The sequence below is a fragment of the Mesorhizobium sp. WSM4989 genome (assembly GCF_029625795.1).
Lineage (GTDB): Bacteria > Pseudomonadota > Alphaproteobacteria > Rhizobiales > Rhizobiaceae > Mesorhizobium.
The window spans coordinates 144,415-160,786 of record NZ_JARTVN010000003.1 but is presented as its reverse complement, the minus strand read 5'-3'; the positions used below and the strand labels follow the sequence as shown (position 1 = coordinate 160,786).

Here is a 16,372-nt window from a genome sequence, read left to right as displayed (position 1 = left end):
CATCTCATGCCCTTATCGCGATGATGCGGCGTGCGGCGTTGAGGCCGGGGGCGCCGGAGATGCCGCCGCCGGGATGCGAGCCGGCGCCGGCAAGGAATAGCCCTTCGAGCGGCGTGTCGTAGCCCGACCAGCCGGAGATGGGCCGCGACATCAGCATCTGGTCGGCCTGCAACTCGCCGTGGTGCCAGTGACCGCCGGGCATGCGGTAGCGTGCCTCGATGTCGGCCGGAGTCAGCAACTCGGCATGACGCACCGTGGCGCCGATGCCAGGCGCATAGGCTTCGAGCTGCGCCATGATCGCCTTGAGGAATTGCGGCTTGCCGGCGGTCCAGCCCTGTTTCAGCGCATAGGGCGCGTACTGCACCACCGCGGACAGCACGCAGGCGCCGGAGGGTGCCAGCGAAGGATCGACCAGGCTGGGCAGCGTGATCTCCATCACCGGCTCGGGCGAGAACTCGCCATATTTCGACGGGTTGAAGGCGCCCTCGACATGGTCCGGCGAAGGCGCGATGACGAGTCGGCCCTTGTGGCCAGCGGCGTCGACGCCGGCAAATTGCGGCGGCCGGTCGAGCGCGAGATGAAGCTTCGCCGCATCGCCCTTCATGCGGATGTTCTTCATCTTGCGCACGAAACCGGTGTCGACCTCGCGCGGCCCGGCCAGATCGAGGATCGTGGTTGCGGGATTGATGGCCGAGACGACGGCTTTTGCGCGCAGCGCTTCGCCGCCCTGCGTGACGACACCGACGGCGCGGCCCTTCTCGACGACGACCTTGGCGACCGGCGAAGCCAGACGGATCGAAACCCCCGCTTGCTCGGCCGCCGAGCGGATGGCGGCAACGACCGCGCCCATGCCACCCTTGGGCTGTATCTGCGCGCCGGCGAGCCCGCCGATCTCGCCAGCGAGCCGATAGTAGAGGCCGAGCAGCGATGTCGGCGAGCGCGGACCGAGATGGCAGCCCAGTGTCGCGTCGAAAGCGAGCAGGCCTTTCAGCCTGTCGTCGGAAAGCTGCTCGTCGAGCAAGTCGTAGACGTTCATCAAGAGCACGCGCAGGAAGTCGCGCATATCCTCCTTGCCGAGCTTTTTCAGCGCCAGCGCCGTCTGGCCGAGCCCGGTCATTTCGGCGAGCGACATGCCGGCGAGGTCCGGCGGGCGGCGCGACAGGAAGGGTTTCAGCACGCCGGCGTAGCGCAACAGCTGCGCGCGCAGGTCGCGCCAAGCCGACTGCTCCGACGGGCTGGCGCCCGTCAGCGCCTCGCCATAGGCGCCGTGCAGCACCAGCGGGCCGTCTTTCGACAATGCGATCGACGGCACCAAATCGCCGCGCTCGATCTTCAGCCCGTGGCGCTCGAGCTCCAGCGTCTTCACCACATCGGGATGCAGGCGGTTGAGCAGATGAGCGACCGAGGAGACGCGAAACCCCGGCGCGAATTCCTCGGTGCGCGCCGCGCCGCCGACCTCCTTGCCGGCCTCGAGCAGCAGCACCTTGCGTCCCGATTTCGCCAGCGTGGCGGCGGCGACCAGGCCGTTGTGCCCGCCGCCGATGACGATCGCGTCCCAATTCGTTTCAGATGACGTCATGGGCCGGGCTCATATGCAGGGTTGGCTTGGCGAGATCGCGCAGGATCTCGGCGGCGGCGTTGCGTCCGGGCGCGCCCATGACGCCGCCGCCCGGATGCGCGGAGGAACCGCACATATAGAGCCCGCCGACCGGCGAACGGTATTGCGCGTAGCCCGGCACCGGGCGATTGAACAGCAGCTGGTCGAAGGTCAGTTCGCCTTGGAAGATGTTGCCTTCGGTGAGCCCGACCTCGGCCTCGATCTCGCGCGGCGTGCGCACCTCCATATGGACGATGCGGTCGCGGAAGCCGGGCGAATATTCGGCGATCTGCGCAACCACGCTCTCGGCGAAGCCGTCGCGGTCGGCGTCCGTCCAGTCTCGGCCGCCAATTTTGGGCGGCGCGTATTGCACGAAGCAGCTCATGAAATGTTTTCCCGGCGGCGCCATGGTCGGGTCGAGTGTGGTCGGGATCACCATGTCGAGGAAGGGATCGGCCGACCAGCGCCCGGCCTTCCAGTCGTCATAGGCGCGCTCCATGCGCTCGATTGAATCGGTGAAGTGCATGTCGGCGCGATAGACCGGCGAATCCTTCGGCAGAGCCGGGAATTGGGGAAGTGAATCCAGCGCGATGTTGACCTTGCCGGACGAGCCGCGGATCTTGAAGTTCCTGACCCGCCGAAGGAAGATGTCGGGCAGCTCCTTCTCCTCGACCAGCTTCAGGAAGGTGCGCTTCACGTCGGCGTTTGAGACGACGAGCTTGCCGTGGATCTCTTCGCCGCCTGCCAGCACGACGCCGTTGGCCCTGCCGTTCCTGATCAGCACGCGCTCGACCTCGGCGCCGGTGCGGATCGTGCCGCCGGAGGCCTTGAATGAGGCGGCGAGCGCCTTGGTCACGGCACCCATGCCGCCACGCGCATAGCCCCAGGCGCCCACCGAGCCATCGACCTCGCCCATATAGTGGTGGAGCAGGACATAGGCCGTGCCGGGCGACATGGGCCCAAGCGCCGTGCCGATGATGCCGGAGAGCGCAAAGTTCGCCTTGATGACGTCGGTCTCGAAATACTCGTCGAGGAAGTCGGAGATCGACATCGTCCAGAAGCGCAAGGTCAGCGCCATTTCCTCAGCAGTGAGACCGGCGAATTTCTTGCCGAGATAGAGCAGCTCGCCAAGATCGCGCGGCTTGAAGCTGGTGGGATCGGGCGCGGTGCGCATCAACAGCGGCTGGATGAAGCGGCACTGCCTTGTGACGTCGCGCGAATAGCGGTCGTAGGCCTCGGCGTCGCGCTTGGAGAAGCGGGCGAATTCGCGGCGATGCGCGTCGTGGTCGCGGTAGTTGGCGAGATAGTCGCCGTCGCGCGTGAACACCGCGCCGCCTTCATAGGAGATCACCTGCAGGCCGAAGCGCGGCAGCTCCAGATCGCGCATGATCTCGGGCCGGAACAGCGAGCAGACATAGGAGCAGTTGGAGTAGAGAAAACCCGGCGTCAGCTCGCGGCTGGTGGCCGCACCGCCGACCCAGTCGTTCTTCTCGACCACCAGCACGTCGAGCCCGGCGCGTTGCAGATAGCCGGCGTTGACCAGCCCGTTGTGGCCGCCGCCGATGACGATCGCGTCCCATGCCTTCATGTGCGCTCAACCTCCCTCTGGCCGTCCGTTGTTGGGTGCGATTTGTTCCCTGATCAGCCGAATTTGGCACGGGTCACGGTTTTTTGTCCAGCCATTTTGAATGAATGTTCAACAAATGGTGTTGCGTTTCTGCGTTGATGCGCTAGGCTTTGCCCCGCATTTCTGGTGTTCCGCTAGCGCGAAGGTGACTTCGGCATTTGAGGCTCAGTCCGATGATCGAAACGGCTAACGCAGAGCCGGAATATGACGACGCGGCCATTCGCTTCCTCGAGGCGCTCTGGGGCGATGGCTACCTCTCCCCGGGCGGCCCGGACGAAGTGGACCGCGTGGTCGAAGGCCTCTCGCTCAAGGTCAAGACGATCCTCGATCTCGGCTGCGGCGCCGGCGGCGTCACGCTGGATCTGGTCGCGCGCCATGGTGCGGCGCATGCGACCGGTTTCGATGTCGAGAGGCCGGTGATCGAGACGGCAAAGCGAAAGGCGGCTGCGCAGGGTCTCCAGGACCGCGTGAGCTTCGTCCAGGCGCCGCCGGGACCGCTGCCTTTCACCGATGCTTCCTTCGACGTCGTCTTCTCCAAGGACGCACTGTTGCATGTCCGGGACAAGGATGCCCTGTTCGCCGAGATCTTCCGCGTGCTGAAGCCCGGCGGCGTCTTCGCCGCGTCGAACTGGATGATCTCGCATGACGGCGAGCCGTCTGCGGACATGAAGGCCTATCTCGCGGCGGAAGGCTTGTCCTTTGCCATGGCTTCGCCGGCGCGCTACGCCGAAGCGATGCGTCGTGCTGGCTTCCGCGACATCAGCGTCCGCGACCGCAACGCATGGTACCGCGAGGTGGCGCGGGAGGAACTGGCGCGCCTGAAGGGGCCACTCTATCAAGCGCTCGCCGCCGCGGTCGGCGGGGGCTATGTCGACAAGAACATCCGGACCTGGGAGGCGATGCAGAAGGTGCTTGACAGTGGTGAGCACCGCCCCACTCATCTGCGCGGTTGGAAGCCGGTCGGATAGCCGGCAATGCTGGAGACCGTCACGCTCATGAAGAATGCAGAGGCCAGGGATGCCTTGCCCGAACCGGCACGAAAAGGAGAGGCCGAGAAGCGCGGCCGCAAGGCTTCGAAAGAAGTCAGGCAGCTCCAGTTGATCGAGGCGACGATCGATTCACTGGCCAAGCGCGGCTATGCGGAAACGACGACGGCCGATGTGGCCGACGGCGCGGGCCTGTCCCGCGGCATCGTCAACTTCCATTTCGAAAGCAAGGAGAAGCTGCTCGTAGCCACGCTGCAATATATGTATGACGAGTATTCGGCGCATTGGCGCGCGGCCTTGCAGAAGGCAGGCGACGATCCGGCGCGGCAGCTGCAGGCGCTGGTGTGGGCCGACTTCGATCGCTCGATCTGCAACAAGCGCAAGCTCGCCGCCTGGTGCGCCTTCTGGGGCGAGGCCAAATCGCGGCCGACCTACCAGGCGCTGAGCAGCTCGCGCGACGCTTACTACCAGCAGGTGTTCATCGATCTCTGCGCGACGCTCAAGCAAAGCGGCGGCTATGCCTATGAGCCGCAGGTCATGGCGCTGGCGCTATCGGCCATGCTCGAGGGCCTGTGGCTGCGGTTGATGATGGGCACCCAGGACACCACGCGCGAGACCGCGCTGCAGGCCGCCAACGCGTTCCTGGCCGCGGCCTTTCCGAAACACTACGGTTAACGACGGCCCGGGGTTAGCAACAGCCGGCCAGCAAGACCGGCAAGACCAAAAGAGGATGGAACAGCATGAAGAAACTCAGCCGACGCTTGACACTTACTTTGGCGCTCGCCGGCGCGCTGGCATCTTCGGCGGCAGCGTTCGCCGTTGCCGCCGACAAGGACCTCATCGTGTTCGACTGGTCCGGCTATGAGGACCCCAGCTTCCACGGCAAATATGTCGAGAAGGACGGCGACTCGCCGACCTTCGCTTTCTTCGGCGATGAGGACGAGGCATTCGAGAAGATCCGCTCCGGCTTCAAGGCCGACCTCGGACATCCGTGTTCGCAAAGCGTGGTGAAGTGGCGCGAGGCGGGGCTGTTGCAGCCGCTCGACACCTCCAAGATCGCCGGCTGGAAGGATCTCAACCCCGGCATCATGGCGATGAAGGACCTTGCCACCACCCCCGACGGCAAAGCCTGGTTCATGCCTTGGGACTGGGGTGACACGCAGCTCACCTTCAACTCCGACAAGATCGCCGAGAAGGACGTGCAGTCGCTGAAGGCCTTCGCCGATCCCAAGTATAAGGGACGCGTCTCGATCGGCGACAATGTCGACGACGCCTATGCGCTGGCCAGCCTCGCCATCGGGCTGAAGGACTGGACAAAGATGACGGACGAGCAGTTCAAGCAGGCGTCCGATTTCCTGCGCCAGGTGCACAAGAACGTGCGCTCCTACTGGACCGACACCACCGACATCGTGCAGCTGCTCTCAGGCGGCGAGGTCGATCTCGCCTGGGCCTGGAACGACGCGGCGGTGCAATCGCAGGCCGCCGGCGTGCCGATCAAGTCCAAGAAGGATACCGACGAGGGCATCTCGACCTGGGTGTGCGGCTATGTGCTGTTCAAGGACGCGCCCGGCAACATTGACAAGGCCTATGACTATCTCAATGCCGTCAACGATCCGGAAGTCGCCAAGGTGCTGGTCAAGGACTGGGGCTACGGCCAAGCCAACGCCAAGGGCATGGCCGGTGTCGACCAGGCGGTGCTCAAGGAAAAGGGCTACGACAACGTGGAAAAATGGGTCGACAAGACGCTGTTCCAGCAGCCGCTGCCTTCCGAGCTCAAGCTGAAGATGATCGCCGAGTTCGAGAAGATCAAGGCCGGCTATTGAACAGCAAGATCGAAAGAACCGACGTTGCAATCGTCGGCGCCGGCTTCACCGGCCTGTCGGCCGCGCTCGAATTGAAGCGTGCCGGCGTCGATTTCCTTGTCCTGGAAGCACGCGACCGCGTCGGCGGTCGTGTGGAAGGTATGCGAAACGGGCTTGGCGAGCTGATCGACAGCGGCGGCCAGTTCCTGTGCGAGGACATGCCGGAGCTGATGGCGCTGGCCAGGGCGCGCGGCAAGACCTTCGTCAAAACCTTTGTCGATGGCGATTTCATCACCCATCCACCGATGTCGGTCGACCAGGCCGGACAGACCTATGTGACCGCGATGGCGATCCGCGACCGCATGAACTGGATCGAGCCTGACGATCCCGCGATCGCCAGGCTGACAGTCGCCTCCTGGCTCGAACGCCAGACCGATCCGGTAGATGCCAAAGCCGCCTTCCGCTCGATGATCGAGGGACTGTGGTGCCTGGCGCTGGAAAAGGTGCCGCTCTGGTACCTGATCGACAATGATCGCCGCATCACCAACGAAGTGCCGGAACTGCAATATTCTCTGCGCGAGACCATGCAGTCGCTGGCCGCGGACCTGGCGGGCGATCTCGGTGACCGGCTGCGGCTGAACGAGCCGGCCATTCGCATCGAGCGCGGGCCGTCAGGCGTTCGTGTCGTTGCCGGCAGCGGCGCCGTCGAGGCGCGCGAGGTCCTGCTCGCCCTGCCGCCAGCGACGGCCAACAGGCTCGACTTTCGGCCTGCCTTGTCAACGGCCTTAAAGAAGGCGCTTGGCGTCTGGGAAAGCGGCGCGGTGGTCAAGATCCTCGTCCGCTATGCCAGGCCGTTCTGGCGCGAGCGCGATCTGAGCGGCATGGTGATGTGGCGCGACATGCCGGGCCTGTTTGCCTGCGATGCCAGCAGGGACGCGGAGCATGCAGCGCTCGTCGTCTTCATCGGTGGGCCGCTGGCGCTGCGCTGCCGCAAGCTGGGTGCTGCGGCGTTGCGCGCCGAGGTCATTGCGAAGCTCGCGGATGCGCTCGGTCCGGACGCGGCCGATATTCTCGATTTCAGCCAGCGCGACTGGACGCATGACCGCTGGAGCGGCGGCGCCTATAGCGATCTCATCGTCGACGTGACGGCAAGAGATGCCGAGCGCACGATTCTTGCCGGCGCGCCGCCGATCCATTTTGCGTCGTCGGAAGTGTCGCCGTCCTTCCCCGCCTATGTCGAGGGCGCGATCGTGGCCGGGCACATCGCCGCCGGGAAGATTTTGGCGCGGCTTCAGTCCGCCATCGCCACCAGGGCCTCTGGGTCGTAGGCGAGACGGATCGGCGCGCCGACCGGAATGTCGTCGGCGCCGAAATCATTGGTCTCGGTCACCGAGAGCGGCTTTTCCAGCCCCGGGATCTCGACGATCAGATGCGTGATCTCGCCGAAATAGTGGCGCTCGACCACCTTGCCGGCGACCTCGAACTTGGCCGTCGCATTGTCCCAGAGCACGCGCAGCCGCTCCGGCCGGATGCCAAGCGTCGCCGCGCCGGCGTTGCGCACGAAGGTCTTCGGCTTGTCGGTCCTCACACGCCCAAAGCTAAGCGTGTCGACAACCAAGGACACGCCGTTCTCCTCGACGATCTCGGCCTTGACGAAATTCATGCCGCCGAGGAAGTCGGCGACCTGGCGGTTGACCGGGCGCTGGTAGATTTCCTTGGGCGAGGCGACCTGCGCGACACGGCCGCCGAACATCACGGCGATGCGGTCCGACATGGCCAAAGCCTCGTACTGGTCGTGCGTGACCAGCACGAAGGTGATGCCTACCGCCTGCTGCAGCCGGCGCAACTCGACCTGCATCTGCTCGCGCAGCTTCTTGTCGAGAGCCGATAGCGGCTCGTCGAGCAGCAGCACCTTGGGACGCATGACCAGCGCGCGGGCCAGCGCCACGCGCTGACGCTGGCCGCCGGAGAGTTCGGTGGCGCGGCGCTTGCCAAGGCCGGTCAGCGACACCTGCGCCAGCGCCTCCTCGACGCGGCGCTGTTCTTCGCCGCCCTGCAGTTTCAGCCGCTTCAGCCCGTAGGCGACGTTCTGCTCGACATTGAGATGCGGGAAGATCGCGTAGCTCTGGAAGACCATGTTGGTCGGCCGCCGGTTGGCGGGAATGCCGTCCATCGGCTGGCCGTCGACCGCGATCGAGCCGCTGGTCGGCGTGTCGAAGCCGGCGATCATGCGCAAAAGCGTGGTCTTGCCGCAGCCGGACGGCCCGAGCAGCGAGAAGAACTCGCCCTCCCTGATCACGAGCGATGCATTATCCAACGCCTTGAACGCGCCGTAGCTGCGCGTGACGTCGCGGATCTCGATCATGGCGCGATCGGAAATCGTTCGCTCGGACTGGACCTGCTCAAGCATAGAGGCCTCCCTCGTTCTGGGTGCGTCTCGCCGCGCGGCGGCGCAGGATCTCGGCAACGGTCATCAGCACGAAGGACGCCGCCAACAACAAGGTACCGAGCGCCAGCACGCCGGGGAGCTTGGCCGCGAAGCGCAGCTGTCCCCAGATGTAGATCGGCAGCGTCGCCTCGGTGCCGGTGAGGAAGAAGGCGATGATGAACTCGTCGAGCGAGATGGTGAAGCAGACCAGCAGGCTGGAGATGATCGCCGGCGCCACCATCGGCAGCGTCACGCGCCGGAAGGTGCCGAAGGCGCTTTCGCCGAGATCGGCGGAGGCTTCCTCGAGGCTGCGGTCGAAGCCTTCGAAGCCGGAGGTCAGCACCGTCATCGAATAGGGAATGCAGACCAGCACATGCCCAAGCACGACCGTGAACAGCGACAGGCTCAAGCCCAGTTGCAGCATCACCAGCAGCATCGAGATGGCAACGATGACCTCGGGCAGCACCAGCGGGGCCATGATCAGCCCGTTGACGGTGCGTCGGCCGGGATAGCGGTAGCGGGTGATCGAACGGGCGGCGAGAATGCCGAACACGGTCGACAGGATAGCGGCCGAGGCGCCGACAACCAAGCTGTTCCAGGTGGCGTCGATCAGTGCCGGCGTGCGCGGCAGGTCCTGGTACCAATGCAGCGTGACGCCTGAGAGCGGGAATTTCGGCGTCGCCGCGGTGTTGATCGAGAAGATCGGCAGGAAGATCACCGGCAGATAGAGGAAGAGAATGTAGAGCGCGGCGTAGCTCGACAGCCAGCTTGGCAGGTAACGCCTGATCGCCGTCATCGCGCCAGCCTCTGCAGCGCGCGGATGACCAGCACCGCGGCGCCTGCCATCAGCGAGACGATGACCATGGTGGTGACGGAGAGTGCTGCGCCGAGCGGCCAGTTCGACGCCTTGCCGAATTGCGCCTGGATGGCGTTGGCAATCATCACGCCGTCTTTGCCGCCGACCAGCTTCGGCGTGACGTAGTCGCCGACGGTCGGGATCATGACGATCAGCGCCGCCGAGATGACGCCTGGCGCCGACAGCGGCAAGGTCACGCGCAGAAAGGAGCGCAGCGGCCCGTCGCCGAGATCGGCCGCCGCTTCGACCAGGGTGCGGTCGACCTTCTCCAGCGAAACGAAGATCGGCAGGATGGCGAAGGTCGCCCAGGCGTGGGTCAGCGTGATGATGACGGCGCTGGAATTATAGAGCAGCGCAGTCGACGGCTCGTCGATGAGCCCGAGGCCCATCAGGCCGGAATTGAGCACGCCGTTGTAGCCGAGGATCACCTTCCACGACATCACGCGCAGCAGGTAGCTGGTCCAGAACGGGATGGTGATGAGGAACAGCCAGAGGCTCTTCTGGCGGCCGCCATGGAAGGAAATGAAATAGGCGATCGGATAGGCGAGCAGCACGGTGAGCAGGCTAACCGTCAGCGAGATGTAGAGCGAGCGCCAGAGCAGGTCGCGGTAGATCGGCTCGGTCAGCGCGATCCGATAATTCTCCAGCGTGAATATGTGGTCGATGGTCAGGTAGTCCTGCGTCCAGAAGGAATGGGCTATAACAACCAGGATCGGCAGGACGAGAAGGATGAGCGCGTAAACGAAGGTCGGGCTGATCAGCGCAATGCCCTGGACGGCTTCCGACTGCAGAAGGGGACTTCGTCTGGCTCTCGCCATGCGCAGCGGGGGCGACCCTTCCGCGGCGGCGGTCATTGCAGCGCTCCGGGCGTGATTGCAGTTGCCGGCTCGGACTGTCCCGCCATACGGCCTTCCCATTGATCAGCGCCGACTGCCTGGTCCCAATTTATGTGCCCGGAGCGATCACTCCAGACTTGCCGGCTTTCTTTCATCATGAGCGCATCCGCCGATTGAAATCAAGCGCTATTTCTGCAATATTGATTGAATGGACATTCAAAATGAAGTGACGAAAAGCCGAATTTCCATGGCTTTCCGCTTCGTTTCATGTCTCTGGAAATCACCGCAACGGACCATGCGAGGCTAAGATGGCGGCTGCACGAGAGATCAAGGCGAGGGAAGTTGTCGAGCCCGGGGACGACGATGCGGTCGAGCTGGCCAAGCGCCATCTGGTCCAGCCCTGGCCCTATGCCGGTTCGGTCGGCGCCGAGGCACGGGCGCTGATCGGCGAGGGCGAGGGCATCTACATCACCGACGCATCCGGCAAGCGGCTGATCGACGGTCCGGCCGGCATGTGGTGCATCAATGTCGGGCATCGCCGCGAGGAACTGGCAAGGGTGATGTACGACCAGGCGATGGCGCTGTCCTACAACACGCCTTGGTATACGATGAATGCGCCCTCAGCCGAGCTTGCGAGACGCATCGCCGATGCCGCTCCCGGCGATCTCAGTCACACCTTCTTCACCACCGGCGGCTCGTCGGCGGTGGAGACGGCGCTGCGCTTCATGCAATTCTACAACAATGTGCGCGGCAGGCCGGAGAAGAAGCTGATCATCAGCCGCGGCGGCGCCTATCACGGCTCGACCTACCTGTCGGCTTCGCTCAACGGCCGCCCGCGCGACCGGCACTGGATGGATGGTGCCGACGAGCTGGTGATCAAGCTCTCCTCGCCCGATCCGTTCCGACGGCCGAAGGAGATGAGCATCGACGCCTTCACCGATTTCCTCGTCGACCAATTCCGCGACACGGTCGCGCGCGTCGGCGCCGGTCGCATCGGCGCCTTTGTCGGCGAACCGGTGCAAGCTTCGGGCGGCGTCGTCGTGCCGCCGGACGGATACCTGAAGCGCATCCGTGAGATCTGCCGCGAGAACGACATCCTCTATGTCTCGGACGAGGTGGTGACCGGCTTCGGACGGCTCGGCCATGTCTTTGCCTCGGGCGAGGTGTTCGGCCTCGACCCGGACATGATCACCTTCGCCAAGGGGGTTACCTCGGGGTATTTCCCGCTTGGCGGCGTGATCATCTCGGAGCGGCTGCTGGAGAAACTGCGCCGCTCCAACCATCCCGATGCGCTGTTTGGCCATGGCCTCACCTACACCAGCCATCCGATCGGCTGCGCCGTCGCGCTGAAGAACCTCGATCTTTTGGAAGAGGGCGTGCTTCAGCATGCGCGCGAGATCGCGCCCTATTTCCAGGCGCGCCTGAAAACGCTCGAGGAACTGCCGCTGGTCGGCGAGGTACGCGGCGCCGGCCTGATGGCTTGCGTCGAATGCGTCGCCGACCGCGAGAGCAAGGATCCGCTGCAGCTCGACAAGGATGTGGGAAAGCGTATCGACGCGCATTGCCATGAGCTCGGTCTCTTGGTGCGGCCGCTGATCAACATGTGCGTGATGTCGCCGCCGCTCATCATCAGCCGCGAGCAGATCGACGACATGGTCGCGATCCTGCGCGAAGGCATCTCGCGCACGATGGATGATCTGAGGAAGGAAGGCGTCTGGCGGGGGTGAGAGAGCGCCCCTCTCCCCGTTCTACGGGGAGTGTAGCCGGCGGGTGAGGGGCAGCGCCAGCTTGCGAGATTTAGTTCAGACGCTCCCTGAGGTTCGGGAGCCAGAGCCAATTGTGAGGCGCTTGCACTGCCCCGCCCTTCGGGCACCTTCTCCCCGTGTAACAGGGAGAAGGGAAGACGCTCACCCCTTCGACCGCAGCGCGTCGTTCAATCCCCACATGTCCTTTTCCTCCGGTGCGGTCTCCAAGTTCAGCACCGGCACCTGCCTGCGCAGATGGTCGTGGTGGGTGCGCACGCCATATTCGAGGTCGGAGAGGTAGAAGCCCCCGAACGCCTCGGAGAGCATGGATTCGTTCGACCAGACGGAGAGCTGGACATCCTCGTTCATGGTGTCGCGGTCGATGCGGTAGGCAAGGTAGCGCGCCGCCGCCTGCTCCCGCGTCTCGTCCTTGTAGCGATAGATCGCGCCGCGCAGCAGCGTCTCGCCGGTGGACAGCGGGAACTCCTGATAGAACTGCACCGATTCCGGCATGATCGACAGCGCGTTGTTGGGGAAGATGCCGTAATAGATCCAGGCTTTGCGCAGATGCTCCGGCAGGTGCGTCGGCTCGGGCGCTATTTTGATGTACTGGTTGACGCTCCAGCGCCGCCCGGCATGCGGGTTGTAGGTGGCGAAGGACCGCGACACGCCGTTGACGAAGGGTTCGTCGAAATAGGTCGCGCCGTAGAGGTCCTGCAGCGCCGGATGCGCCATGGCGACGTGATAGCCCTCATTGTCGACGTCGCGCACCGATTTCCAGTTGACCGGTGATTTCTGGGTCCAAATGCCCAGGCACGGCACCATGTCGGCAACATTGTAATGGGCGATCTCCGCCTCGATCGGCTTCAAGAGTTCAGCCACGGAAGGCTGCGGGCCACCGTTACGGAAGCGGATGAAGATGAAGCCCATCCAGACTTCGAGATCGAGCGGCATCAGCCCGAACTCGGTCTTGTCGAGTTCCGGGAAGGAGCGCGGACGGGCAGCCCCCCGCAGCGTGCCGTCGAGATTGTAGACCCAGCCGTGGAACGGGCAGATCAGCGCGTTCTTGCAGGTGCCCTGGCTGTCGGCGACGACGCGGCTGCCCCGATGACGGCACATGTTGTTGAAGGCACGCACGACGCCGTCCTTGCCGCGCACGATCAGCGCCCGCTCGCCGATGACGTCCATCGTCAGATAGTCGCCCGGATTTGGCACGTCGGAGACATGGCCGGCGATCTGCCAGTGATTGCGGAAGACGTATTCCTTCTCAAGCTCGAGAAGGGCGTTGGAGTGGTAACTCCACCCCGGCAAACCCCGCCGGTCCCAATCGTTGGGGATCGCCACGTCACGCAGGTGCGGGTTCATGAAAATGCTCTCGTTTTGTTGAATGCTCGTTCAATAAAAACACATTTTGCGTTAAAATGCAATGGCTTGTGAAAGTATGGAAATTTCATGCCGACCGGCTTGCAGCCATCCGAGCCGAGAAAATCCCGGAAAATCCGAGCCTTAACCAGGAGTGCAAAACGGCGGTTCCAGCTTCGGATCCGCAGTTTGTGAGGGCACCGTTTCGACGCGCTTCGCGTATCGGACGATCGCGACAGCCATGCCAATTCTGCGCCTGTGTGAGGTCGCTTACAGTCCGCCGCATCCGACAGGAGCAAAAGGAACAGAAGCGATCCCCGTTTCAGTCCTGTTACATGGGCCATCCCGCCCTATCATCCGGCTGTTACGTGGTGCGGTTAAGTTCGTTTCAAGGAAAAAAGAAAGATAACGAAGGGAACAGCCGATGTTTGCCAAAGTCCGGATCGCCGATGCCAGCCGCCGCTCTTATGGTCCCGAGCGCAATGATCGCCGTCCGAAGCTGGCGTTGCGCCAACGCGCCAGCGACCATCCGATGACGATGTTCATGCTGCTGGGCGTTGCCGCCTTCGCCAGCATGGTGCTTGCGCCAGCCGCGGGTCCCGCTTTCGCCTCGATCAATCCTCCGGCCAATGTCGTGGAGGGCGCGCCGACGACGCTCAAAACCGCGCGCCTGCCGCAGTCGCAAGTCGAATTCGCCTGCAAAGGGCAGAGCTGGGGCGCCGAGAACGCCGAATGCCTGCGTGCCATTGCCGAGCAGTCCGGTCAGCACCGGGCCCGAGCTGTGCGTATGATCGCCAATGCCGCGCCGCTGACCGACACCCCGAACGTGTTTTAGGCTCCCCTGAGCGCACCCTCCGCGCTCCAGTCAGGCTCCCGCCGCAAAGTCGGTCGGGAGCCTCTTTTTTCGAATCCGACGATATCCAGGTGAAGCCGCAGAGGGAGCAATTTCAGATGTCGGCGCCGTTGTCGGCCGCCGCGACATCGGCAACGGTCGCAAGGATGCCGCGGACGTCGAGCGTCGAGAAGGGCTTCTCCAGGATCTGCGGCCGCTGCTGCGGCGGCAGTGCCTCAATCTCGGCCTTGGCGCCGATGAGGTCGCCGGTGACCAGCACGAAACGCTGCGCCAGCCCCGGCCGTTCGGCCAGCAATTCACGGTAGATCGAGATGCCGCTGGTGCCCGGCATGCGCAGGTCGGAAAACACGATGTCCGGCGGCATGTGCCCGCTCAGAACCTCGCCGGCGGACGTCCAGCTTGGCACGAGACGCGACTTGAGCCCCATGAGCTCCAATATGTCGGACAGCGAAGCGGCGACGTCGGGCTCGTCGTCGATGATCAGCGCATGGCGCAACCCGCTCGACCGCGCCGGACCCTCGCCGTCCTTTGCCGCATTGCCGGCAATCGCCGGCAACTGGACGACGAAGCGCGCGCCGTGCGGCTGCACCTCTTCGAACCAGATGTTGCCGTTGTGGCGCTCGACGATCGATTTCGAGATCGACAGGCCGATGCCGGTACCGACGCCGACCGGCTTGGTGGTGAAGTAGGATTCGAAGATGCGTGAGCGGATCGCATCGGGAATGCCGGGTCCGTTGTCTTCGACCGAGAAGCCCGGATTGCCGCGCTCGCTGCGAAAGGTCCGCACCTTGATGCGCCGCTCGCCGGTGAAGCCGGCAAGCGCATGCTGGCTGTTGATGAGGAAGTTGGCCGCGACCTGCGTGACATGGTCGGCGTCGGCCATGGCGAGCAGCGGGCCGTTGGCGAAGTCGGTGTCGATGATGATGCCGCTGGAGCGCGCACCATAGGCGGTCACTTCGAGCGCCGAGCGCATCACCTGGTTGAGGTCGGTTTCGGCCTGCTCGGTCGGATGCAGGCGCACCATCGACAGGAAGCTCTTGACGATGCGCCCGCAGCGTTCGGCGGCCGCGCGCACCTTTTCGGCGCGCACCTTGGTCTGCGGGTCGGCCGCGAATTCATGCAGCAGGGTCGATTGCGCGACCACAACCGCCAGCGGGTTGTTGAGCTCATGCGAGACGCCGGCGAGCAGCGAGCCCATTGCCGCCATCTTTTCATTCTGGTGCAGCTTCTCGCGCTGGCGGTTGATCTCTTCTTCGGCGTGCAGCTTCTCGCGCAGGTCGCGGATCGAGCCGAAGATGAGCCGGCGGTCGGCAACCCTCATCTCCGTCGCGGTCAGCTCGATCGGAAAGATCTCGCCGGCCGCGTTCTGGGTCACTGTCTCAAGCCGCTGGCCAACCATCGGCGCGCCCCGTCCGGCCATGTACTCGGCGCCCGACGAATAACCCTTGCGGTAATAATGCGGCACGATCGTGTCGATCAGATCCTTGCCGAGGATGTCGCTACGCTTGAAGCCGAACATCTTCTCGGCGGCCGGATTGAATTCGATGATGGAGCCGGCCTCGTCGATGACGATGATGGCGTCGAGCGAAGCCTGCAGCATGGTGCGGCGGATAACCTCGCTGGCATGCGCCTCTGAGGGCGAGCGCTCGATGGCGTCGCCGATGGCGAGCGCGATGATGTGAAGCGTCGCCTCCTCTTCATCCGTCCATTCGCGTTCGGCCGCGCAGTCATTGACCGCCAGAGTGCCCCAGAGATGGCCGTGGGCGAAGACCGACACCGAAATGAAGGATTTTATGTTCTGCTTCTCGAAGTCGGCCCGCAGGAAACCATCGAGGTCGCGCGTGTGGCCGGCGAAGACCTTGCCCTGGCGCTCATCCTCCTGCAACTGCTCCAGGAGCGGATCGGAGTTGATGATCGACTGCATGATCACGGTAGGCGATGCGAGCTCGCCGCCAAAAGCAGGGTCGATCCAATAGGAGGCCACGGACTGGGCGAAGCCCTCGCCCGGCAACTCGCGCAAACGGAAGAGAATGCCGCGCTGGCAGTCCAACGAACGGCACAGTGCCTCCAGTATGCTGTCCATCTCGCGCTGCCAGTCGCCTGCTTCGCGCAAGCGGCGAACGACATGGACGGCCGCCATCGCGGCGCCCTGGCGGGAGCCGTGCATTTCTGTCCGTGCGGCCTCAGCTGTCATCGTCGAACGTCATCTCCGGGGCCATATCGGTAAACCATGAAATCCAGCACACAAGCCCGAAAATCGACAACGGTTTTCTGGGGGCA

General features: G+C 64.2%; 13 protein-coding genes. 6 read left to right on the top strand and 7 right to left on the bottom strand.

The features are described from left to right. Positions 1–4: 4 nt before the first annotated feature. Entirely contained in the window at positions 5–1,579 is a 1,575-nt protein-coding gene (locus P9217_RS25550) for an NAD(P)/FAD-dependent oxidoreductase (protein WP_278087970.1), read from the bottom strand. Then, positions 1,566–3,185 carry an NAD(P)/FAD-dependent oxidoreductase gene (locus tag P9217_RS25545; RefSeq protein WP_278087971.1) on the bottom strand — a complete coding sequence of 540 codons (1,620 nt, stop codon included), beginning with the start codon at positions 3,183–3,185 and terminating at the stop codon, positions 1,566–1,568. The genes P9217_RS25550 and P9217_RS25545 overlap by 14 nt, the downstream gene beginning before the upstream one ends. A gap of 212 nt (positions 3,186–3,397) precedes the next feature. Here P9217_RS25545 and P9217_RS25540 point away from each other — a divergent pair, with 212 nt between their 5' ends. From P9217_RS25540 to P9217_RS25525, 4 genes are all read left to right on the top strand, one after another. Then, on the top strand, positions 3,398–4,192 hold the full coding sequence (locus P9217_RS25540; RefSeq protein WP_067319251.1) for a class I SAM-dependent methyltransferase: 795 nt from the start codon (positions 3,398–3,400) through the stop codon (positions 4,190–4,192). Positions 4,193–4,198: 6 nt separating this feature from the next. Beyond that, a complete protein-coding gene (gene betI, locus P9217_RS25535; protein ID WP_278087972.1) occupies positions 4,199–4,885 on the top strand; it encodes a transcriptional regulator BetI in 687 nt (228 codons plus the stop codon). 65 nt (positions 4,886–4,950) lie between these two features. Next, complete coding sequence (locus tag P9217_RS25530; RefSeq protein ID WP_067001264.1) at positions 4,951–6,033, top strand: ABC transporter substrate-binding protein; 1,083 nt, start codon at positions 4,951–4,953, stop codon at positions 6,031–6,033. Beyond that, positions 6,030–7,340: a flavin monoamine oxidase family protein gene (locus P9217_RS25525; protein ID WP_278087973.1), complete on the top strand. Its 1,311-nt coding sequence runs from the start codon at positions 6,030–6,032 to the stop codon at positions 7,338–7,340. The genes P9217_RS25530 and P9217_RS25525 overlap by 4 nt, the downstream gene beginning before the upstream one ends. On the opposite strand, the gene P9217_RS25520 is transcribed toward P9217_RS25525, so the two are convergent. The 3 genes from P9217_RS25520 to P9217_RS25510 are packed head-to-tail and all read right to left on the bottom strand — an operon-like array spanning position 7,304 to position 10,150. Continuing rightward, on the bottom strand, positions 7,304–8,377 hold the full coding sequence (locus P9217_RS25520; RefSeq protein ID WP_278088027.1) for an ABC transporter ATP-binding protein: 1,074 nt from the start codon (positions 8,375–8,377) through the stop codon (positions 7,304–7,306). The two genes, P9217_RS25525 and P9217_RS25520, sit on opposite strands and share 37 nt — an antisense overlap. A gap of 37 nt (positions 8,378–8,414) precedes the next feature. Beyond that, positions 8,415–9,236: an ABC transporter permease gene (locus P9217_RS25515; protein ID WP_095799857.1), complete on the bottom strand. Its 822-nt coding sequence runs from the start codon at positions 9,234–9,236 to the stop codon at positions 8,415–8,417. Further along, positions 9,233–10,150, bottom strand: coding sequence for an ABC transporter permease (locus P9217_RS25510; protein ID WP_278087974.1), 918 nt, complete (start codon positions 10,148–10,150; stop codon positions 9,233–9,235). The genes P9217_RS25515 and P9217_RS25510 overlap by 4 nt, the downstream gene beginning before the upstream one ends. Before the next feature lie 290 nt (positions 10,151–10,440). Here P9217_RS25510 and P9217_RS25505 point away from each other — a divergent pair, with 290 nt between their 5' ends. Next, positions 10,441–11,859: an aminotransferase gene (locus P9217_RS25505; RefSeq protein WP_127324910.1), complete on the top strand. Its 1,419-nt coding sequence runs from the start codon at positions 10,441–10,443 to the stop codon at positions 11,857–11,859. A gap of 180 nt (positions 11,860–12,039) precedes the next feature. On the opposite strand, the gene P9217_RS25500 is transcribed toward P9217_RS25505, so the two are convergent. Further along, positions 12,040–13,242, bottom strand: coding sequence for an aromatic ring-hydroxylating dioxygenase subunit alpha (locus P9217_RS25500; protein ID WP_066990508.1), 1,203 nt, complete (start codon positions 13,240–13,242; stop codon positions 12,040–12,042). 421 nt (positions 13,243–13,663) lie between these two features. On the opposite strand from P9217_RS25500, the gene P9217_RS25495 reads away from it, so the two are divergent. Next, positions 13,664–14,074, top strand: a complete 411-nt coding sequence (locus tag P9217_RS25495) for a hypothetical protein (protein ID WP_095799859.1) — start codon at positions 13,664–13,666, stop codon at positions 14,072–14,074. Positions 14,075–14,186: 112 nt separating this feature from the next. Here P9217_RS25495 and P9217_RS25490 read toward each other — a convergent pair whose 3' ends face one another. After that, positions 14,187–16,286, bottom strand: a complete 2,100-nt coding sequence (locus tag P9217_RS25490; protein ID WP_278087976.1) for a hybrid sensor histidine kinase/response regulator — start codon at positions 16,284–16,286, stop codon at positions 14,187–14,189. Positions 16,287–16,372 lie beyond the last annotated feature (86 nt).